Origin of the sequence: Phaeovulum sp. W22_SRMD_FR3 (assembly GCF_052113705.1) — a bacterium.
In the GTDB taxonomy this organism is placed as follows: Bacteria; Pseudomonadota; Alphaproteobacteria; order Rhodobacterales; family Rhodobacteraceae; genus JBGQOG01.
Map to the genome: position 1 here is coordinate 21,454 of NZ_JBGQOG010000025.1, position 19,221 is coordinate 40,674.

At 64.4% G+C, this 19,221-nt stretch carries 19 protein-coding genes; 14 read left to right on the plus strand and 5 right to left on the minus strand.

Features of this window, described 5'->3' with window-relative positions; genetic code table 11:
* The 10 genes from secD (at position 1) to ACEN2S_RS20765 (ending at position 8,105) form a co-directional block, all read left to right on the plus strand.
* Positions 1–1,665, plus strand: coding sequence for a protein translocase subunit SecD (secD, locus tag ACEN2S_RS20720; protein ID WP_441870064.1), 1,665 nt, complete (start codon positions 1–3; stop codon positions 1,663–1,665).
* A 10-nt stretch (positions 1,666–1,675) separates the two neighbouring features.
* A complete protein-coding gene (secF, locus tag ACEN2S_RS20725; RefSeq protein WP_441870066.1) occupies positions 1,676–2,659 on the plus strand; it encodes a protein translocase subunit SecF in 984 nt (327 codons plus the stop codon).
* A complete protein-coding gene (locus tag ACEN2S_RS20730) occupies positions 2,646–3,011 on the plus strand; it encodes an Mth938-like domain-containing protein (RefSeq protein WP_441870068.1) in 366 nt (121 codons plus the stop codon). Before secF ends, ACEN2S_RS20730 begins: the two co-directional genes overlap by 14 nt.
* Before the next feature lie 52 nt (positions 3,012–3,063).
* Positions 3,064–3,705: a heme ABC exporter ATP-binding protein CcmA gene (gene ccmA, locus ACEN2S_RS20735; protein ID WP_441870070.1), complete on the plus strand. Its 642-nt coding sequence runs from the start codon at positions 3,064–3,066 to the stop codon at positions 3,703–3,705.
* A gap of 136 nt (positions 3,706–3,841) precedes the next feature.
* Entirely contained in the window at positions 3,842–4,498 is a 657-nt protein-coding gene (gene ccmB / locus ACEN2S_RS20740; protein ID WP_441870072.1) for a heme exporter protein CcmB, read from the plus strand.
* Between the two features lie 57 nt (positions 4,499–4,555).
* Positions 4,556–5,287 carry a heme ABC transporter permease gene (locus ACEN2S_RS20745; protein ID WP_441870074.1) on the plus strand — a complete coding sequence of 244 codons (732 nt, stop codon included), beginning with the start codon at positions 4,556–4,558 and terminating at the stop codon, positions 5,285–5,287.
* Complete coding sequence (ccmD, locus tag ACEN2S_RS20750) at positions 5,287–5,445, plus strand: heme exporter protein CcmD (protein WP_441870076.1); 159 nt, start codon at positions 5,287–5,289, stop codon at positions 5,443–5,445. Before ACEN2S_RS20745 ends, ccmD begins: the two co-directional genes overlap by 1 nt.
* Positions 5,438–5,965 (plus strand): DsbE family thiol:disulfide interchange protein, encoded by a 528-nt coding sequence (locus ACEN2S_RS20755; protein WP_441870078.1) that lies wholly within the window; start codon positions 5,438–5,440, stop codon positions 5,963–5,965. Before ccmD ends, ACEN2S_RS20755 begins: the two co-directional genes overlap by 8 nt.
* Positions 5,966–6,106: 141 nt before the next feature.
* Positions 6,107–6,772 carry a hypothetical protein gene (locus ACEN2S_RS20760; RefSeq protein WP_441870080.1) on the plus strand — a complete coding sequence of 222 codons (666 nt, stop codon included), beginning with the start codon at positions 6,107–6,109 and terminating at the stop codon, positions 6,770–6,772.
* A 190-nt stretch (positions 6,773–6,962) separates the two neighbouring features.
* A complete protein-coding gene (locus tag ACEN2S_RS20765; protein WP_441870082.1) occupies positions 6,963–8,105 on the plus strand; it encodes a low temperature requirement protein A in 1,143 nt (380 codons plus the stop codon).
* A 44-nt stretch (positions 8,106–8,149) separates the two neighbouring features.
* Here ACEN2S_RS20765 and ACEN2S_RS20770 read toward each other — a convergent pair whose 3' ends face one another.
* Together ACEN2S_RS20770 and acnA are read right to left on the minus strand one after the other, a co-directional pair.
* Positions 8,150–8,758, minus strand: a complete 609-nt coding sequence (locus tag ACEN2S_RS20770) for a GNAT family N-acetyltransferase (RefSeq protein ID WP_441870084.1) — start codon at positions 8,756–8,758, stop codon at positions 8,150–8,152.
* Positions 8,759–8,935: 177 nt separating this feature from the next.
* Positions 8,936–11,626 carry an aconitate hydratase AcnA gene (gene acnA / locus ACEN2S_RS20775; RefSeq protein WP_441870086.1) on the minus strand — a complete coding sequence of 897 codons (2,691 nt, stop codon included), beginning with the start codon at positions 11,624–11,626 and terminating at the stop codon, positions 8,936–8,938.
* 237 nt (positions 11,627–11,863) lie between these two features.
* Here acnA and ACEN2S_RS20780 point away from each other — a divergent pair, with 237 nt between their 5' ends.
* Entirely contained in the window at positions 11,864–12,865 is a 1,002-nt protein-coding gene (locus ACEN2S_RS20780) for a DUF1223 domain-containing protein (protein ID WP_441870088.1), read from the plus strand.
* 59 nt (positions 12,866–12,924) lie between these two features.
* On the opposite strand, the gene ACEN2S_RS20785 is transcribed toward ACEN2S_RS20780, so the two are convergent.
* Genes ACEN2S_RS20785 through tkt form a run of 3 tightly spaced genes read right to left on the minus strand, consistent with a single transcriptional unit; the run spans position 12,925 to position 16,749 of the window.
* Positions 12,925–13,812, minus strand: a complete 888-nt coding sequence (locus ACEN2S_RS20785; protein ID WP_441870090.1) for a lysophospholipid acyltransferase family protein — start codon at positions 13,810–13,812, stop codon at positions 12,925–12,927.
* Between the two features lie 10 nt (positions 13,813–13,822).
* Entirely contained in the window at positions 13,823–14,734 is a 912-nt protein-coding gene (locus ACEN2S_RS20790) for a DMT family transporter (protein WP_441870092.1), read from the minus strand.
* Positions 14,731–16,749, minus strand: coding sequence for a transketolase (gene tkt, locus ACEN2S_RS20795; protein ID WP_441870114.1), 2,019 nt, complete (start codon positions 16,747–16,749; stop codon positions 14,731–14,733). The genes ACEN2S_RS20790 and tkt overlap by 4 nt, the downstream gene beginning before the upstream one ends.
* A gap of 254 nt (positions 16,750–17,003) precedes the next feature.
* Between tkt and ACEN2S_RS20800 the strand changes: the two genes are divergently transcribed.
* The 3 genes from ACEN2S_RS20800 to ACEN2S_RS20810 are packed head-to-tail and all read left to right on the plus strand — an operon-like array spanning position 17,004 to position 19,082.
* Complete coding sequence (locus tag ACEN2S_RS20800) at positions 17,004–17,711, plus strand: hypothetical protein (protein WP_441870094.1); 708 nt, start codon at positions 17,004–17,006, stop codon at positions 17,709–17,711.
* Entirely contained in the window at positions 17,704–18,732 is a 1,029-nt protein-coding gene (zapA, locus tag ACEN2S_RS20805; RefSeq protein WP_441870096.1) for a cell division protein ZapA, read from the plus strand. Before ACEN2S_RS20800 ends, zapA begins: the two co-directional genes overlap by 8 nt.
* Complete coding sequence (locus tag ACEN2S_RS20810; RefSeq protein WP_441870098.1) at positions 18,729–19,082, plus strand: MliC family protein; 354 nt, start codon at positions 18,729–18,731, stop codon at positions 19,080–19,082. Before zapA ends, ACEN2S_RS20810 begins: the two co-directional genes overlap by 4 nt.
* Positions 19,083–19,221 lie beyond the last annotated feature (139 nt).

Below are 19,221 nucleotides of genomic sequence, written 5' to 3' on the forward strand. Positions count from 1 at the left end.
ATGCTGCACATCCCCCTGTGGAAGCGGGTGCTGATCTTCGGGCTTTGCGCCCTGGGACTGCTGACCGCCGCGCCCAACCTGTTTTATAGCCGGGTTGAGGCGCATAATGATGCCATCGCGGCGGCCGAAAAGGCTGGCTTCGAGACCCCTGAACAAGCCGCTGCACGCGCGGGCTGGCCCGATTGGCTGCCCTCCGGGCTGGTCAATCTCGGGCTCGATCTGCGGGGGGGGGCGCATCTTCTGGCCGAAGTGAACGTGGCCGAAGTGTACAAGGCCCGGATGGACGATCTGTGGCCCGAGCTGCGCAAGGCGCTGGCGGCAGAACGTGCCACCATCGGTGCCGTGCGCCGCGCGCCGGGGCCGCAGGACGAGCTGCATGTGCAGATCGGCACCCCCGAGCAGATGGCCAAAGCCGTCGCGATTGCCAAATCCCTGTCCACGCCCGTGGTCACCCTGACCGGGGTGGGCCAAAGCGATCTGGCGATCACCGCGTCGGGGGATGAGCTGATTGTCAGCCTGTCGGAGGCCGAAAAGGCTGCGACAGATGACCGCACCATCCAGCAAAGCCTCGAGATCATCCGCCGCCGCGTCGACGAGGTTGGCACGCGCGAGCCGACGATCCAGCGCGAGGGCGAGGACCGGATTCTGATCCAGGTGCCGGGCATCGGCTCTGCCGCCGAGCTGAAGGCGTTGATCGGCACCACCGCAAAACTGACCTTCAATTCGGTGAAGGGCCGCGGCTCGAATCCGGATGCCGCGCCCGGCCTCGGCAATGCCGTGCTGCCGTCGGCGGATGAGAACGGCATCTATTACACGATCGACACCACCCCCGTTGTGACCGGCGAAGAGCTGACCACCGCGCGGCCCGAATTCGATCAGAACGGCCGTCCGGCGGTGGGGTTCAAGTTCAACACCTCCGGCGCGCGCAAATTCGGTGAATATACCGCCGCCAATGTCGGCCAGCCCTTCGCCATCGTGCTCGATGGCAAAGTGATCTCGGCACCGGTGATCAACCAGGCGATTCCGGGCGGCTCGGGCATCATCACCGGCAATTTCACGGTGGAGGAATCCACCAACCTTGCGGTCCTCTTGCGGGCCGGGGCTTTGCCTGCGGGCATGACCTTCCTCGAAGAGCGGACCATCGGCCCGGAGCTTGGGCAGGACAGCATCGATGCGGGCCGCATCGCGGCAGTCGTCGGCTTTGCCGCGGTGGTGGGGCTGATGGTGGCTTCCTACGGGTTCTTCGGTTTCCTCGCCTCTGTGGCGCTCTGCCTCAACGTGGCGATGTTGTTCGGTGTTCTGTCGATGATCGGCGGCACGCTGACCTTGCCGGGGATTGCCGGGATCGTGCTGACCATGGGCATGGCGGTCGACGCCAATGTGCTGGTGTTTGAGCGGATCAAGGAAGAGCTGAAGAACGCCAAAGGTCCGGCGCGGGCGATTGAAAAGGGCTATCAGATGGCGATGTCGGCGATTGTTGACGCCAATATCACCACGCTGATCGCGGCGATCATCCTCTTCGTGCTCGGCTCGGGGCCGGTGCGCGGTTTTGCGGTCACGCTGGCTGTCGGGATTGTCACCTCGGTCTTCACCGCCTTGTCGGTGACGCGTCTTCTGGTGGTGATCTGGTTCGCCTGGCGCCGCCCCAAAACGATTACGGTGTAAGGGAAAAATCATGGCTTTTCGTCTGAAACTCGTTCCCGAAGTCACCCATTGGGATTTCTTCAAACACGCCCGCTACACCTTTGGTCTGTCGGTGTTTCTGGTCATTGCCTCCATCATCGTCACCATGGTGATGGGGCTGAATTTCGGCATCGACTTCAAGGGCGGCACGACGATCCGCACCGAATCCACCCAGGCGGTGGATGTGGGCGAATATCGCGCGGCACTGGCGACGCTGGATCTGGGCGATGTCACGATCACCGAGGTGTTCGACCCGGCCTTCGGCGCCAACAAACATGTGGCCATGGTCCGCATCCAGGCCCAGGCCGAGGCCGAGGCGATCACGCCGGAAGTGGTCAATCAGGTCGAGGCGGCGCTGCAAACCGTCGATCCGACGATGACCTTCCCTTCGGTGGAATCGGTGGGTCCGAAAGTGTCGGGCGAGCTGATCAAGACCGCCGTGCTCTCGGTTCTCGCGGCGACGGCGGCGATTGTCGTCTATGTCTGGCTGCGCTTTGAATGGCAGTTTGCGCTGGGGGCGGTGGCCGCACTCGTGCATGACGTGGTGGCGACGATCGGCGTCTTCGCGCTGTTCCAGATCAAGTTCGATCTGACGATCATCGCGGCGCTGCTGACGATTCTGGGCTATTCGATCAACGATACCGTGGTGGTCTTTGACCGGCTGCGTGAAAACCTGATCAAATACAAAACCATGCCGCTGCGCGATGTGATGAACCTCGCGGTGAACGAGACGCTGAGCCGCACGGTGATGACCTCGGGCACCACCTTGGTGGCGCTGATCGCGCTCTTGGTTCTGGGCGGCGACGTGATCCGCGGCTTTGTGTTTGCGATCACCTGGGGCATCGTGCTCGGCACCTATTCCTCGGTCTATGTCGCCAAGAACGTCGTGCTGTTCATCGGCCTGAACCGTGGTGACAAGAAAAAGCCCGCGGGCGACGAGCAGTTCTTTACGGAAAAGACCGATGCCGCTGACTGATACCAACTTCGGGGCCTCGCTGCCGGTTGATGGCTATGGGCCGGGCTTCTTTCGCGTCGGCGGGGTCGTGTACCCCGGCGGCGTGTTGGTGCGCGCCGATCAGGCCAGCCGCTGGGGTGGACTTGAGGATCGCGCACCGCTGATGGCACTGGCGGGGCAGGTTGATGTGCTCTTCATGGGGATGGGCGCGGAAATCGCCCATGCCCCCGCCGATCTGCGCGCCGAGCTGGAAGCTGTGGGGGTGATGATCGAGGCCATGTCCTCGCCCACCGCCGCGCGCACCTATAATGTGCTTCTCTCCGAGGGGCGGCGGGTGGCGGCGGCACTGATCGCGCTTCCGGCGGCGACCTGACGCAGGTCGCGACCCTTTACGGCGCGCAGGCTTCCGGGCTAAACCCTTGGGCATGAGCGCGCTTTTGGTCACCAAACTCAGTATTGCCCGCGGCGGGGTGCCGGTGCTGGAGGGCCTGTCCTTCGCGCTGGAACCCGGCCGCGCCCTTGTTCTGCGGGGGCCGAATGGCATCGGCAAAACCACATTGCTGCGCACCTTGGCAGGGCTGCAGCCACCGCTGAGCGGCCAGCTGGACTATGATCCCGAAACCGTCGCCTATGCGGGCCATGCCGATGGGCTGAAGGCCGCGCTGACCGTCACCGAGAACCTGCATTTCTGGGCTGCGGTCTATGGCAGGACCGGCATCGCCCCGGCGCTGCATGCAATGAATCTGGAAGCCCTTGCCGGGCGCCCGGCCCACAGCCTCTCCGCGGGTCAAAAGCGCCGCCTCGGCCTCGCGCGGCTGCTGGTCACCGGCCGCCCGGTCTGGGTGCTGGATGAGCCGACGGTCTCGCTCGACACCGCCTCCGTCCAGCTCTTTGCCGAGGCTGTGCGCGCGCATCTTGCCGCAGGCGGTTCCGCCCTCATGGCAACCCATATTGACCTCGGGCTGGCAGAAGCCGCCATCCTCGATCTGACGCCCTACCGCGCGACACTCCCCCCAACGGGCGGCTCCACGGGGCATCCCGGCGCGTTTGATGAGGCTTTCGCATGATCCGCCCGCGCGCGTCTGGAGCGTTCGGAACGCTCCGCGGGGGATATTTTGAACGAAGCAACTCTTCAGACCATTGCTTCGTGACAAATATCCCCGCCGGAGGCATCCGCATTCTCCGCCTTTCCGGAGGCCGGGCATGATCGCGCTGCTGTTACGGGATCTGAGGCTGGCCACCCGGGCGGGCGGCGGGTTCGGCCTCGGCCTTGCCTTCTTTCTGATCGTGGTCACGCTGGTTCCCTTCGGGGTGGGGCCGGAAGGGGCCATTCTTGCGCGCATCGCGGGCGGGATCCTGTGGATCGGGGCTTTGCTCGCCTGCCTGCTGTCGCTCGACCGGATTTTCGCGCTGGATTATGAGGATGGCAGTCTCGACCTTCTGGCCACAGCGCCGATCCCGATGGAGGCGGTGGTGACGCTGAAGGCGCTGGCGCATTGGCTGACGACGGGCCTGCCGCTGGTGCTGGTGGCGCCGCTTCTGGGGGTGCTCTTGCATATGCCGGGGCCGGCCTATCTGTGGCTTCTGGTGTCGCTGGCGCTCGGCACGCCCGCGCTGTCGGTGCTGGGCACCTTTGGCGCGGCGCTGACCGTCGGGCTGAAGCGGGGCGGGCTCCTGATGTCACTGCTGGTCCTGCCGCTTTATGTGCCGACGCTGATCTTCGGGGCCGAGGTGGTGCGGCGCGGCGCGGTGGGGATGCCGGTCGAGGTGCCGCTTTTGCTGCTCGCGGGGATCACCGCCGCGAGCATTGCGCTGATGCCTTTTGCCTCCGCCGCCGCCCTCCGCGTCAATCTGCGCTAGAGACTGCGCCGCGCCCCGTGCTAGAACCCGCTGCGCCGGATAGAGAAAGTTTGCCTGATGTCCCTGTGGGAATATGCCAATCCAAAGAAGTTCATGCAGACCTCGGGCAGGGTGCTGCCGGTGGTGGCGGTGCTGGCGGCGCTGGCGCTGGCCATTGGTCTGATCTGGGGCTTTTTCTTCACCCCCGATGATTACAAGCAGGGCTCGACCGTCAAGATCATCTATCTGCATGTGCCCGCCGCGATGATGGCGATCAACATCTGGGTGATGATGCTGGTCGCCTCGCTGATCTGGATTGTGCGGCGGCATCATGTCTCGGCGCTGGCGGCCAAGGCGGCGGCGCCCATCGGCATGGTGATGACGCTGATCGCGCTGATCACCGGCGCGGTATGGGGGCAGCCGATGTGGGGCACCTGGTGGGAATGGGACCCGCGGCTGACCTCTTTCCTGATCCTGTTCCTGTTCTACCTTGGCTATATCGCGCTCTGGGCCGCGATCGAGGACCCCGATGCCGCCGCCGATCTGACCGGGGTGCTCTGCCTCGTCGGCTCGGTCTTCGCGATTCTCTCGCGCTATGCGGTGAATTTCTGGAATCAGGGGCTGCATCAGGGCGCCAGCCTGTCGCTGGACAAGAAAGAGAATGTCTCGGATGTGTTCTGGTACCCGCTCTTGTTTTGCATCGCGGGGTTCATATTGCTGTTCCTGACGCTTTTGCTGCTGCGCACCCGGACCGAGATCCGCGCACGGCGACTGAAGGCGTTGGAATTGCGGGAAAGGATGGCAAGCTGATGCCAGATCTGGGGAAATATGCGTTTTCGGTGCTGAGCGCCTATGGCGCGACACTGGTCCTATTGGCGGTGCTGGTGGGGCTGACGCTCTGGCGCGGGGCAAAGGTGCGGCGGGCGCTGGAGAAACAGGAAGCACAGGCGGGGCAAAACCATGGTTAAGCCGTTGATGTTCTTGCCGCTGGTGATCTCTCTGGGGCTGGGGGGCGTGGCATATCTGGCGCTGGGGCGAGAGAATGCCGATCAGCTGCCCTCGGCTTTGGTGGGTAAAGCGGCGCCGGAAGTGGCGGTGACGCCCTTGGGTGAGGGCGCGCCCTTCACGGCCGAAACCCTGCGCGACGGCAAGCTGAAGCTGGTGAATTTTTGGGCCAGCTGGTGCGCGCCCTGCCGGGTCGAGCATCCCAATCTGCAGGCTTTGGCCGCCGAAGGGATCGACATTTACGGCATCAATTACAAGGACACGCCCGCACAGGCACTTAAGTTCCTCGGCGATCTGGGCAGCCCGTTCAAAGCGCTTGGCGCGGATCCGCAGGGGCGGGTGGCGATTGACTGGGGGGTTTATGGTGTGCCCGAGACCTTTCTTGTCGATGGCGAGGGCAAGATCCTGTTCCGCTTTGCCGGACCGCTGACCGAGCGGGTGATTGCCAGCGATCTGCGCCCCTTGATGGCGGCGCAGCCGTAAGTTCGGAACCGCATCCGGTGCCAGTACTGGTCATTGGCCGTTTGCCTTCATTCCGTGAGGTGGTGGGGGCATCGGGTAATTGTAACCCTGCGGCGGTTTTTCGGACGAAGCGGACGTTCATCGCGGGGCATCCGATGGCAGGTGCTTGCATTTTACGGTTCCATAGGCCTGCAATATGTCGCATTGATCGGCAATCAAAATACCCGGCATCTAAGCCTCTCAAAAATCTCGCTAAAAAAGGCACGCCGAACTATGGATCTTTTCATCATTTTCATCTTGGCATGTCAGGTTCTGGCCCCCCTCCTGGCGTATCTTCGAGGTTGGCCACCCGCCGCTCTGTTTGCCGTAGCGGCGACGGTTTATGCAATCTTGAGCGGCATGAGTATCGTTGGGGCGCAGCTTGACCTCGGGGATATGCTCCTTGGGAAGAGCGTATATCATGACAGTTACTACACCGTAGGCCCCGGTCACACCTTGTTAGACCTCGGAGTGGTTATGGCATTATTCGCTGTAGTGACGTGGCTGCAAAGCCGTCTCGGCGCAATGATCTATCCTAAGGCGACTAAAGCTCTGTTCTGGCTTCTCCATCTGGGAATGTTAGGCGCCAACACCATGAGCGCAGTGGTGATGCTCTTCCTGCCAACCTCTCAGGGCGTTGAAGGTTTTTCGGAACTTGTAAGGGTCACCACTTTGACCAACTCTTGGGTAAAGCTGTTGAGTTCAATTGTCGCGCTTAGTTTTGTCGGGCTTTTGGGGCTCTTCCTGTGGTCAAGCAATTTGGCCTGGCGGGCACGTCTCAAAAGCTGACGGTAGCAATACTGCGAAAACTCAACAACTTGGGTTCAAAGCTGCCTGAGATCTATGACGTGCTGGCCAGCTTTTCACGCTGACCGCGCGGAGACCCCCGCCGCGCCCTACCGTCTGGCCCCCGTCGCAGGCTAGGCAGGGGAAACCGCCCGCGCTATTCTGTCGCAGATTTCACGCGCAGGATTTTTTGATGCCCTCTCTGACCCGCCCGATGCTGCCCCGCAATCCGCATGAGGCGCACCGCGCCGCCACACCGCTCGAACTGCTCTTTGACCTTGTCTCGGTCATCGCCATCGCGGCGGCGGCGGCGGGGCTGCATCATGCGCTGGCGGCGGGCCATGCGGGCGAGGGGGTGGTCACCTTCCTCATGGCGTTCTTCGCCATCTGGTGGGCCTGGATGAACTTCACCTGGTTCGCCTCGGCCTATGACAATGACGATGCGTTGCACCGGATTTTGACGATGATCATCATGGCGGGCGCGCTGATGATGGCGGCGGCAATCCCGGCGCTGTTTGAAACCGGCAGTCTGCGAATGGTGGTGCTGGGCTATGTGGTGATGCGGGTGGGGATGGTGGCGCATTGGCTGCGTGCGGGCTGCCACGACAACGCCCACCGGCGCACGGCATTGCGCTATGCGGCCGGGATCGCGCTGGTGCAGGTCTATTGGCTTTTGATGCTGGTGCCGCATCCGGGCTGGACGCCGCTGATGTTTCTGATCGGGGTGGCGCTGGAGCTGGCGGTGCCCGCCTGGGCCGAGCGCGCCAGCATGACCCCCTGGCACCGTCACCATATCATGGAGCGCTACGGCCTTCTGACCATCATCGTGCTGGGCGAGACGCTGCTCGCCGGGGCGATGGCGCTCGAGGGGCTGGGCAGCCTGCCGGTCTGGACGGTGGCGCAATTGGCGGGCGCGGCGCTGGTGATCGTGTTCGGGCTCTGGTGGCTTTATTTCGCCCCTGAAGAGCATCTGAGCGCCACCCATCTGAGCCGGGCCCTGACCTGGGGGTACGGGCATTTCGGCATCTTTGCCGCGGGGGCTGCGGTGGGGGCGGGGTTTGCCGCGCTGATCGACACGTTGGGGGCGCATGCGCATGGGCCGCTGACACCGCAAGGCGCGCTTTTCGCGGTGGCGGTGCCGGTGGCGATCTTTCTCGCCGTGCTCTGGGCCGTGCGGGACCGCTATTGCCTGACGGGCGCGGCGCTGTGGGTGTTGCCGGTGGCGGCGGTGCTGATCCTGCTCTCGCCCCTGATGCCCGGCGGGCTGACGGTGGTGGCGCTTTTGGTGGCGCTGACGGTTTGGGCGCGGTCACTGCTGCGCCCTGAGGCAGGCTGACCGGCGGGGCCCCGCGGGGGGCGCTGGCGCCCCCGGCCGTGGCATCAGCGGACGAAGAGCGCCACCAGCAGGCCAAAGCACACCATCAGGCAGACCACCAGCAGCGGGCGCAGGTCGGGACTCTCCGGCGGCGGCTGCGGCTTGGGATTGCGGACCGCGTAATGGCGCAACTCCTCGCGCAATCCGGCCGCCACAACCATCTTTTGCGAGGCGACATTGCCAGCCCAGACCGAGGCCGCCACACCGGGGCAGCCACGGGCCAGCATTTCCTCGGTGCCGCGCCGCAACAGGGCCTGACCGATGCCGCGCCCGCGTCCCGAGGGGCAGACAAAAACCTCGATCACATCGGCCGAACGCCGCAGATGGCGTTCAGACCGCGTCTGCGGCGCGCGTTCGGCCATCAGGACAAAGCCCAGCAAGCGCGCGCCATGGGTGGCGACATAGCCGACGTGACCGGGCGAGCCCTGTTCGACCGCCTCCACCACGCGGCGGCGCAGGTTCTCCATCCACAAGATGGAATCCGGATGATCGGAGAAATTGTCGGGGCTGCGGCGCACATGTTCCAGATGCGTCTGCCGGCTCCAGTCAAGGATTTGCGGCAGATCCTCGCGCGCGACCTGACGGATCGCAAAGGGCGGTGCATCGACATGCATGGATGAAACCAATCAGACTGCTAAAAACCGTTGATGCCATTAAACTTAGCCAAGTTTAGGCCGCAGTCTCGCCCGGAGGCAAGTGTCCCGTTAACCTTTCATGCCCCCAGTCTTCCCAAACGCCAACGGCCCCGGATTTCTCCGGGGCCGTCGTTCGTCACATCCGCCCTGAAAGGCTCAGGACTTGGCGAGGTTGCGCAGCACGTAATGCAGCACGCCGCCGTTTTTCAGATATTCAATCTCGACCTCGGTATCGATGCGGGTCTTGATCTGGATGACCTTCACGGTGCCATCCTTGTAGGTGATCGAGCAGGGCACCAGGCTCAGCGGCACGATGTCGCCTTCCAGACCTTCGATGGTCACCACTTCGTCGCCGGTCAGACCCAGGGTCTTGCGGGTATCGCCATTGGTGAACTCGAACGGCACAACGCCCATCCCGATCAGGTTCGAGCGGTGGATACGCTCAAACGACTCGGCGATGACACCTTTGACGCCCAGCAGGTTGGTACCCTTGGCCGCCCAGTCGCGCGAGGAACCGGCGCCGTATTCGATGCCGCCAAAGATCACCAGCGGGGTGCCCGCTGCCTGATACTCCATCGAGGCGTCATAGATTGCCGCCTGTTCGCCGTTCGGACCCTTGGTATAGCCGCCCTCGACGCCATCCAGCATCTCGTTCTTGATGCGGATGTTGGCGAAGGTGCCGCGCATCATGATTTCATGGTTGCCGCGGCGCGAGCCGTAGCTGTTGAAATCCTTCGGCGCCACTTGCCGCTCGGTCAGGTAGATCCCGGCCGGGGTGGTCGATTTGAACGAGCCTGCGGGCGAGATGTGGTCGGTGGTGATCATGTCGCCCAGCACCGCCAACACGCGGGCGCTGTGGATGTTCGAGATGACGCCCGGCTCTTTCGCCATGCCGCGGAAGTAGGGCGGGTTCTGGATATAGGTCGACGAAGCAGGCCAGTCGTAGGTCTCGCCTTCCGAGGTCTCAACCGCCTGCCATTTCTCGTCGCCTTTGAACACATCGGCATATTTCGAGATGAAGGCGGCACGGGTCACGGTCTGCTCAACCAGATCCGAGATCTCTTTGTTGGTCGGCCAGATGTCTTTCAGATAGACGGGGTTGCCGTCTTTCGAGACGCCCAGCGGCTCGGTGGTCAGGTCGATGTTCATGTCGCCTGCCAGCGCATAGGCCACCACGAGCGGCGGCGATGCGAGGTAGTTGGCGCGCACATCGGGGCTGATCCGGCCCTCAAAGTTGCGGTTGCCCGAGAGGACGGCGGTCGCGACCAGATCGCCCTCGGCAATGGCGGCCGAGATTTCCGGCTGCAGCGGGCCCGAGTTGCCGATGCAGGTGGTGCAGCCATAGCCCACGAGGTTGAAGCCGATGGCGTCCAGATCCTCCTGCAGACCGGCGGCGTTCAGATATTCGGACACAACCTGCGAGCCGGGGGCGAGTGAGGTTTTCACCCAGGGCTTGCGGTCCAGACCGAGTGCCCGGGCTTTGCGCGCCACGAGACCCGCGCCGATCAGCACATAGGGGTTCGAGGTGTTGGTGCAGGAGGTGATCGAGGCGATCACAACCTTGCCCGAGGTCATCTCGTAGTTTTCGCCCTTCACCGGGACGGCTTTGCCCATCTCGCGTTTGAAGGTCTCGACCATTTCCTTGGCAAAGGAGGATTTCGCCGAGGTCAGCGCCAGATAATCCTGCGGACGTTTCGGGCCCGAGATCGCGGGCACGATGGTGCCCATGTCGAGTTCCAGCGTCGAGGAATAGATCGGTGCGTAATCCGCCCCACGCCACATGCCGTTGGCTTTCGCATAGGCTTCGACCAGCGCGATGCGGTCTTCGTCGCGGCCGGTCTGACGCAGGTAGCGCAGCGTTTCATTGTCGATCGGGAAGAAGCCACAGGTGGCGCCGTATTCCGGTGCCATGTTGGCGATGGTCGCGCGGTCGGCCAGCGGCAGATGGTCGAGGCCGTCGCCGTAGAATTCCACGAATTTGCTGACCACGCCGTGTTTGCGCAGCATCTGCACAACTTTCAGCACGAGGTCGGTGGCGGTGGTGCCCTCGATCATCTTGCCGGTCAGCTTGAAGCCGACAACTTCCGGGATCAGCATCGAGACCGGTTGGCCCAGCATCGCGGCTTCAGCCTCGATCCCGCCGACGCCCCAGCCCAGAACGGCCAGGCCGTTGACCATGGTGGTGTGGCTGTCGGTGCCGACCAGCGTGTCCGGATAGGCGACGTTTTCGCCGTTCTGGTCGGTGTCGGTCCAGACGGTCTGCGCGAGGTACTCGAGGTTCACCTGGTGGCAGATGCCGGTGCCGGGGGGCACAACGCGGAAGTTTTCAAAGGCGCCCTGACCCCATTTCAGGAACTGGTAGCGCTCCATGTTGCGCTCGTATTCCAGATCGACGTTCTTCTGGAAGGCGCGCGGGTTGCCAAACTCGTCGATCATCACCGAGTGGTCGATCACGAGGTCAACCGGCACCAGCGGGTTGATCTTCTTGGCGTCGCCGCCAAGCGCCTTGATGCCGTCGCGCATCGCGGCCAGGTCGACCACGGCGGGCACGCCGGTGAAGTCCTGCATCAGCACGCGGGCCGGGCGATAGGCGATCTCGCGCGGGTTCTTGCCGCCGAGTTTTGCCCATTCGGCAAAGGCCTTGATGTCGTCCACCGAGACGGTGAAACCACCGTCTTCAAAGCGGAGCATGTTTTCCAGCACGACTTTCAGCGCGGCGGGCAGGCGCGAGAAATCGCCCAGACCTGCTTCCTGAGCGGCGGGAATCGAGTAATAGGCAACGCTGGCGCCGCCTGCAGTCAGACTGCGGCGGGTGCCGGCGGTATCTTTTCCGGTGACGATGGGCATCATGGCCTCCCTGAGGATTGAGGGGTGTCGCTGCACCCGTGTTTGCCGCATCCCCGCCATGCAATCAAGGGAAGAATGGCGCTTTGCATACCATTGTACACCAAATTTTTTGCGATCCCTCCGCAAGGTGCCGTAAAGCAGCATCTCTTCGCGCGGAATGCACAGAAAATCGCAAAACGTTGATTGGCAAAGCCGGTCCTGGCCGCTTAGGAAGGGGGGGCAGAGGGGACTGACACTATGGAACGCGTATTCATCACGGCAGTTTTCGGGCTGTGGCTGGCTGGTTCTGGCCTGACAAATGCCCAGACAATGCCGAACAACCCCAATGGCGGCCCCTCAGGCGCGCCCGGAGCCTCCCCGATGGGGACCGAGGCGACGGTGTCGGGGGGGCGCACCGCCTCTCTGCTCAACGACGGTACGATGGCCTTTGGCTCGGTTGCGACCTCGCTGACCGCGGGGCTGGGGGCCAATATCAGCGGCGCGATGGCCGATCTGTCGATGGATGCGGTGGTCGAGGGGCTGGCGCAGGATGTGGCCAAAAGCCTCGGGCTGGACTTGCCCGGCATGGGCCAGCCGGTCGTGGTCGAGCTCTTCACCTCGCAGGGGTGCAATGCCTGTCCCGCCGCCGATGATGTGCTGACCCAGATCGCGCAGCGGCCGGGGGTGATCGCGCTCTCGCTGCATGTGGATTACTGGGATTATCTCGGCTGGAAGGATGCTTTCGCACAGCCGATCTTTACCGAGCGGCAGAAGTCCTATGCCCGCGCGGCGGGAGAGCGCACGATCTACACGCCGCAGATGATCGTGGGCGGGCAGGCGACGCTGGTCGGCGGGCATCCGGATGAGCTGGAGGCCATCATCGCGCAGCAAGAGGCTTTGCCCGAGACGGTGAAGCTGACACTGACCCCGCAGGGCAATGGCCGGGTGCTGATCGAGGCATCGGCCAATCCGCCGCTGACCGATGAGGCGGTGGTGCAGATCGTGCGCTACCGGCCGCAGGCCGAGGTGACCATCGAACGCGGCGAGAATGCGGGCCGTACCGCGCTTTACACCAATGTGGTGACCAACTGGCAGGCGGTGGCGGATTGGGACGGCAAGACGCCCCTGTCGCTCACGGCCAATCTGCCGGGCGATCTGCCCTCGGTGGTGATCGTGCAGACCGCGCGCTCCAGCGGGAAATCGCGGGGCCGGGCGCTGCCGGGGCCGATCCTCGCGGCCGAAACGGTGCCGGTGCAATAGCGGCGAAAAACAGCGAATATCAATGATGTAACGGCGGGTCTTGGCCCGCCGTTTTGCGTTCAGATGCCGTTTTTCCAGCGCCGGTGGACCCAGAACCACTGGCCCATGTGGCGGCGGACCAGCTGCTCCAGATTGTCGTTCAGCGCCTGGGTCATCGCTTCGGGCGTGTCGGGCGCGATCGGCGCCTCCACCAGAATCCGGAAATCGAGGCCGTTTTTCTGCCGGATCCCATAGATCGGCAGCAGGAGCGCGTCATATTTCAGCGCAAGCTCGGCGGCGGAGGTCGAGGTATAGGCGGTTTCGCCGAAAAAGGTCAGCGGCGCGCCATGGCCCACATGCTGATCGACGACCAGCCCCAGCATGCCGCCGGATTTCAGAAAGCGGACCATATCCACCAGCCCCTGTTTGCCGCGCGGAAACAGCGGCGTGCCGAGGGCGGAAATTGCCTCGATGTAGTGGGCGTTGAACAGCGGGTTGCGCATCGGCTTGTAAAGCCCGCCGACCCGGAACCCCCGGGCGATGAGGGCGGCGCGTGCCACGTCGTAATTGCCGAAATGCCCGGTCACCAGCACCACCGGGCGCTTGGCCTCGCGCGCTTCCAGCAGGGCGGCGACGCCGTCACCCTCCAGCGGGATCTCGCGCACGCGGTCGACGAATTCCGCGCCCGAATAGATCTCGGCCATGGTGCGGCCGAGATTGTCCGGCACGGCGCGCGACAGGGCGGCGGCTTCGGCGGCGGGCAGATCGGGCATCACCTTGGCCAGATTGTCGCGCACCCGGCGGCGGTAGCCCGCCAGCGGCGCCGCGATATGGGCGACGAAAGCCCCGGTCAGCGGCACCCGCCAGCGGTAGGGCAGCGCATGGCCAAGCCCCAGCACCGCCCGGAAGACGATGTCGGCCACCCGGTCTAGGAGGGTGGGGCGGTTGCTTTTTCGGCTCTGTGCCATGTCATTCCCGTCATGGGGCCGCCCGGGACGCGGCGCTTTCCCGATGCCAGACATAAAGTCCCGCCCCCACGATCACAAGCGCACCGAGCACTGTCGCGGCGTCAGGCAGGGTGTCATAAAACAGCCAGCCCCAGAAACTGGCCAGAATCAGCCCCGAATAGCCGAAGGGCGCAATCATGCTCGCCTCGGCCAGGGTGAAGGCGCGGATCAGGCAAAGCTGGCCCAGGGTGCCAAGGCAGCCCACCAGCGCAAAGGCCCAGAGGTCCGCGCGGGCAATCGGTTGCCAATAGAGCAGCATCAGGCCCGAGGCGATGATCGTGCCGAAAAGGGCGGTGTAGATCAGACTGGTCCAGATGCTTTCCGTCGGGCCCATCTTGCGGGTCAGCACCGCGAAGGCGGCGTAAAAGATCGCCGATGCCAGCGGCAACAGGGCGGCGGGCTGAAACACGCCCGCCCCGGGGCGGATGACGATCAGCGCGCCGATCAGCGCGGCGGCAATGCCAAAGGCGCGGCGCGGCCCGATCCGCTCGCCCAGCACCAGTGCGGCGGCGAGGGTGATCAGCACCGGGTTGATGTCCATGATCGCCGTGGCTTCGGCCAGCCCGATATGGCGCAGCGACAAAAAGAAACAGGCGGTGGCGCCGAACTGGCAGACCGAGCGTAGCGCGTGCATCCCCGGATGCGCGGTGCGCAGCACCGTGCCCAGACGCGGCGCGAGCAGCACAGCGACCAGCAGCACCTGCCCCGAATAGCGCGCCCAGACCACCTGCAGGGGATCATAGCGCCCGGCCAAGCCCTTTGTCGTCGCGTCCATCAGGGTGAAGAACAAGATCGCCGTCAGGCAGAACAAGATGCCCTTGGTCATATCGGAAAAGGGGCCCGCAGGCCCCTTTTCGATCGTTTTATCTGCGGTGACGCTCACAGCAATTCTTTGGCTTTGGCGACAATCGCTTCGGCGGTGATGCCGAACTCTTCATAGAGCTTTTCAGCCGGGGCCGAGGCGCCGAAATCCGACATGCCGATGAAGGCCGATTTCTGCTCACGGCCGCGCTCGCCCAAGAGCCAGCGGTCCCAGGGCTGACGGATCGCCGCTTCGACCGCGATGCGGACGTTGCCGGCGGGCAGCACTTTCTTGCGGTAGCTTTCTTCCTGCGCGGCAAAGAGCTCCATACAGGGCACCGAGACCACACGGGTGCCGATGGCCTGCGCCTCCAGGAGGTCGCGGGCGCGCATGGCAATCTCCACTTCCGAGCCGGTCGCCATCAGGATGACCTGACGCTTGCCGGTGGCCTCGGCCAGAACATAGGCGCCCTTGGCGGACAGATTCTGGTTGGTGTGGGTCTTGCGCTGCGTCGGCAGGTTCTGACGCGAGAGCGCGATGACCGAGGGGGTCTCGGTCGTGGTCATCGCCAGTTCCCAGCATTCCGCGGTTTCGATCACATCGGCCGGACGGAAGGTCCAGGTGTTCGGCGTCGCGCGGCAGATCGCCAGATGCTCGACCGGCTGGTGGGTCGGGCCGTCTTCGCCCAGACCGATGCTGTCATGCGTCATCACATAGACCGCCGGAACCCCCATCAGCGCCGAGAGACGCATCGCACCGCGCGCGTAATCGGTGAAGCAGAAGAAGGTGCCGCCATAGGGACGCACGCCGCCATGCAGCCAGAGGCCGTTCATCGCCGCGGCCATGCCATGCTCACGGATGCCGTAATGCACATAGCGGCCCTTGCGGTTCTCGGCGTTGAAGATGCCCAGATCGGCGGTTTTGGTCAGGTTCGAGCCGGTGAGATCGGCCGAGCCGCCAATGGCTTCCGGCACCACCGGGTTGATCGCGCCCAGCACCATTTCCGAGGCTTTGCGGCTGGCCACTTTCGGGGCGGCTTCCGATTGCTCTTTCTTGAAATTGCGGATGGCGGCGGCGAGTTTCTTCGGCGCCTCGCCCGACATCTGACGCTCGAACTCGGCCTGTTTGCCAGCGGGCAGGGCGGCAAAGCGCGCCTTCCAGGCGGTGTGCTCTTCGGCACCGCGCGACCCGATGGCCTCCCATTTCGCCTTGATATCGGCGGGAATTTCGAAGGGGCCGTGGTTCCAGCCATAGATTTCGCGCGTCTTGGCGATCTCTTCCAGACCCAGCGGCGAGCCGTGGGCGGAATAGCTGTCCGCCTTGGTCGGCGCGCCAAAACCGATGATGGTTTTGCAATCGACCATCACCGGACCTTTGGCCTTTTTGGCTTCGGTCAGGGCGCGGTCGATGTCGGCGGGGTCATGGCCGTCGCAATGCAGCACGGTCCAGCCCGAGGCGGCGAAACGCGCGCGCTGGTCGGTCTTGTCGGCAATCGAGACGCGGCCATCGATGGTGATGTCGTTGTTGTCCCAGAGCACGATGAGATTGTTCAGCTTTTGCATGCCCGCAAGGCCAATGGCCTCCTGGCTGATGCCCTCCATCAGGCAGCCGTCGCCGCAGATCACCCAGGTCTTGTGATCAACGATCTTGGCGCCAAAGCGGGCCTGCAGCGCCTGCTCGGCAATCGCGAAACCGACCGAGGTGGCAATGCCCTGGCCGAGCGGGCCGGTGGTGGTTTCCACGGCGTCGATCAGGAAGTTTTCCGGGTGGCCCGCGGTCAGCGCGCCCCATTGGCGGAAGTTCTTGATCTGGTCGAGGGTGATTTGCTTGTCCCCGGTCAGGTAGAGCAGCGCATAGATCAGCATCGAGCCGTGACCGGCCGAGAGGATGAAACGGTCCCGGTCCGCCCATTTCGGTGCCGAGGCATCGAATTTCAGGTGGTTCTGGAAGAGCACGGTGGCCACATCGGCCATGCCCATCGGCATGCCCGGGTGACCGGAATTGGCGGCCTGCACCGCGTCCATGGCCAGCGCGCGAATGGCAGAAGCGAGCGACCAATGTTCGGGGTGGTTGGCGCGGATCGTGGCGATATCCAAGGGCGTCATCCTTCGTTTTGCTGTGTTTGACGGCGAAATCGGCCCGGAACCGGGCGTTGGACCCTCTGATAACAGGCCCGGGGCGAAGTTCAAGCGCGCCGACACCCCGATTGCGGGAAAGCGCCCGTCGGGGCGTCGTGGCGTGAAACATGGGGGGCAGGCCCCGTAACTTTGCGATAAGATTACCTTGAAGGGGGCGTCGCTGCGATTCGCGGCGTCTGAAATCGCAACCGGATCAACCGGAGGCAGGCAGGATGAGCGACATTACCGAATACGAACGCCGGATCAGCGCCGCACTGGCGCGCATCGGTCTGGGCATTGAGCAGATCCCGGCATTCCCCGTGGCCGTTGCCGCGCCCGAACCCTTGGCTTTGGCGCCCGAAATGCCGGAGGAGGCCGCGCCTGTGGCGCATCCCGCCGGCGCGCGGGCTGCGGAGGATGCGCCGCGTGCCGCCGATTCCGACACCGCTGCCGTCGATGCGGAAGCCTTGCAGGCCAAGGCGCTGCAAGACAGTGCCGAACTCATCGCCCTGCGCGAGGCGTTGGAGGCGGAGCGTCAGGCGAATGCCCAGCTCTCTGACCGGGTGCGCGCCATTCGCGACAAACAAGAGACCATGGTGACTTTGCTTGAGCGGCGTCTGGCCGCCACGCAGCGCGACTGTGACCGCTGGGCGCGCGAAGTGGCGCGGATGAAACGCGCCAATCTGGATCTGACCGAGGCGAACCGCGGCCTGACCGCCGCCATCGGGCAGGGGGCGGACACCGATGACGGGGTGGCGGCGCATTTGATCAACCGGGCGATGCTGGCCGAACTTGAATCCCTGCGCGCGCTGCGCTCGGCCGAGCGGGCGGAGCTGGAAGAGATCCTGTCCGGGCTGGAGCCGCTGATCGTGCTGCCCGCTGCGGGGGAGACATCCGCCGGGACCACTGCCGATTGGGCACAGGAGGGCACGCATGCCTGAGATCAACGTATCCATCGGCGGGCGGCTTTTCGAAGTGGCCTGTCAGGACGGCGAAGAACATTTCCTGCGCACGGCGGCCGCGATGCTGGATGCCGAAGCGGCGGTGCTGATGGAACAGATCGGGCGGATGCCCGAGGCGCGGATGTTGTTGATGGCGGGGCTGATGCTCGCCGACAAGACCGCCGCCGTCGAGGATCAGATCCGCGAGATGAGCGGGCGGGTCGAAGAGCTGGAAGCGGCGCTGGCCGAAGCGCATGCCAATCCGGTGCGGGTGGAAGTGCCGGTGATCCCCGAGATCATTTTTGACACGTTCGCCGAAATTGCGGCCCGGGCCGAGGCTTTGGCCGCCAGCATCGAAGAGCGCACCAGCGATCCCTATGCCGTTGCCGAAGCGGGCTTTGCCGCGGGTGATGTCGATGCCGATGCCGATGCCGATGCCGATGTTGATGTCGGTGCGGTGAGGACGGGCGGCGCGGTTGCGGCCGCGGAACTCTCGCAGGCTGACGACGGGCAGGAGACGGCAAGCTTCGCGCCCGAGGGGGATGCTGCGCCCGCCGGGACGGTGTTGATTGAGGGGGCCGCACTCGCTGGCACCGCCGATCCTGCCGCGCTGTCCATCGGCGATGACGCCGGGGCCTTTGCGGGCGAGGACGTGGCGGAAGATGCCGCATACGCCACCTCGCCAGCCTTCAGTGACGCCGAAGTTGCCGTGGCCCTTGGCGAGGCACCTGCAGAACCGGACGGTGCTGAGGGCGACGGTTTCGGCGCATCCGGTGATGCCTTTGAGGCTGAGCATGCGTTTGACGCTGACGCGGACCAAGATTCGGGCGCAGGCCAATATCCCCAGGCAGACCAATATCCCGGCGTGGAGGATGATTTTGGCGAACCGGGCTTCGGGCCGGGACCGTCGGATCCCTCCGAAGACCATGCCCCGACGGGGGGCGACCCGGCCGCCCAAGGGGAGGCCGCCCAAGAGGAGGCCGCCGGGGATGAGAGACGGGATGAGGATGTGAAACAATGAAATTGCGTATTGCCGTGCCCGCACTGACGGCACTGGGCCTTCTGGCAGGGTGCGCCGCGCAAACCCTGCATCAGCGGGTGGACTATATCTGTGCCACCGGCGGCACCGTCTCGGCCAATTACCTCAATCTGGGCGATGGCGGCGATGCGATGGTGCAGTGGCAGGGCCAGTTGATGGGGATGCACACCGTCGTCAGCGGCTCCGGTGCCCGCTATGACACCGGGCCCGGCAAGGGCCATGTCTGGTGGACCAAAGGCGATGAGGGCACGCTTTATGCCCGCGACGCTGCCGGAACCGAGACCGCTGTGGCCACGGGCTGCAAGGCAACTCCGCCGCTGCCAACGGAGTGACCGCCGCCCTGTGGCCGGAGGAGGGCCGCCGGGCAGCGCAGGCCGCTTTGGCAGGCGGGCCGCTCTGGCAGATGGGCAGCAGCGCGACAGACCAAAGCAAAAGGGCGCCCAAAGGCGCCCTTTTTCATGAGATTTCCAA

Excerpts from the sequence above, each read along its gene's own strand:
- secD (WP_441870064.1), top strand. The coding sequence starts at position 1 with ATGCTGCACATCCCCCTGTGGAAGCGGGTGCTGATCTTCGGGCTTTGC.
- secF (WP_441870066.1), top strand. The coding sequence starts at position 1,676 with ATGGCTTTTCGTCTGAAACTCGTTCCCGAAGTCACCCATTGGGATTTC.
- ACEN2S_RS20730 (WP_441870068.1), top strand. The coding sequence starts at position 2,646 with ATGCCGCTGACTGATACCAACTTCGGGGCCTCGCTGCCGGTTGATGGC.
- ccmA (WP_441870070.1), top strand. The coding sequence starts at position 3,064 with ATGAGCGCGCTTTTGGTCACCAAACTCAGTATTGCCCGCGGCGGGGTG.
- ccmB (WP_441870072.1), top strand. The coding sequence starts at position 3,842 with ATGATCGCGCTGCTGTTACGGGATCTGAGGCTGGCCACCCGGGCGGGC.
- ACEN2S_RS20745 (WP_441870074.1), top strand. The coding sequence starts at position 4,556 with ATGTCCCTGTGGGAATATGCCAATCCAAAGAAGTTCATGCAGACCTCG.
- ccmD (WP_441870076.1), top strand. The coding sequence starts at position 5,287 with ATGCCAGATCTGGGGAAATATGCGTTTTCGGTGCTGAGCGCCTATGGC.
- ACEN2S_RS20755 (WP_441870078.1), top strand. The coding sequence starts at position 5,438 with ATGGTTAAGCCGTTGATGTTCTTGCCGCTGGTGATCTCTCTGGGGCTG.
- ACEN2S_RS20765 (WP_441870082.1), top strand. The coding sequence starts at position 6,963 with ATGCCCTCTCTGACCCGCCCGATGCTGCCCCGCAATCCGCATGAGGCG.
- ACEN2S_RS20770 (WP_441870084.1), bottom strand. The coding sequence starts at position 8,758 with ATGCATGTCGATGCACCGCCCTTTGCGATCCGTCAGGTCGCGCGCGAG.
- acnA (WP_441870086.1), bottom strand. The coding sequence starts at position 11,626 with ATGCCCATCGTCACCGGAAAAGATACCGCCGGCACCCGCCGCAGTCTG.
- ACEN2S_RS20780 (WP_441870088.1), top strand. The coding sequence starts at position 11,864 with ATGGAACGCGTATTCATCACGGCAGTTTTCGGGCTGTGGCTGGCTGGT.
- ACEN2S_RS20785 (WP_441870090.1), bottom strand. The coding sequence starts at position 13,812 with ATGGCACAGAGCCGAAAAAGCAACCGCCCCACCCTCCTAGACCGGGTG.
- ACEN2S_RS20800 (WP_441870094.1), top strand. The coding sequence starts at position 17,004 with ATGAGCGACATTACCGAATACGAACGCCGGATCAGCGCCGCACTGGCG.
- zapA (WP_441870096.1), top strand. The coding sequence starts at position 17,704 with ATGCCTGAGATCAACGTATCCATCGGCGGGCGGCTTTTCGAAGTGGCC.
- ACEN2S_RS20810 (WP_441870098.1), top strand. The coding sequence starts at position 18,729 with ATGAAATTGCGTATTGCCGTGCCCGCACTGACGGCACTGGGCCTTCTG.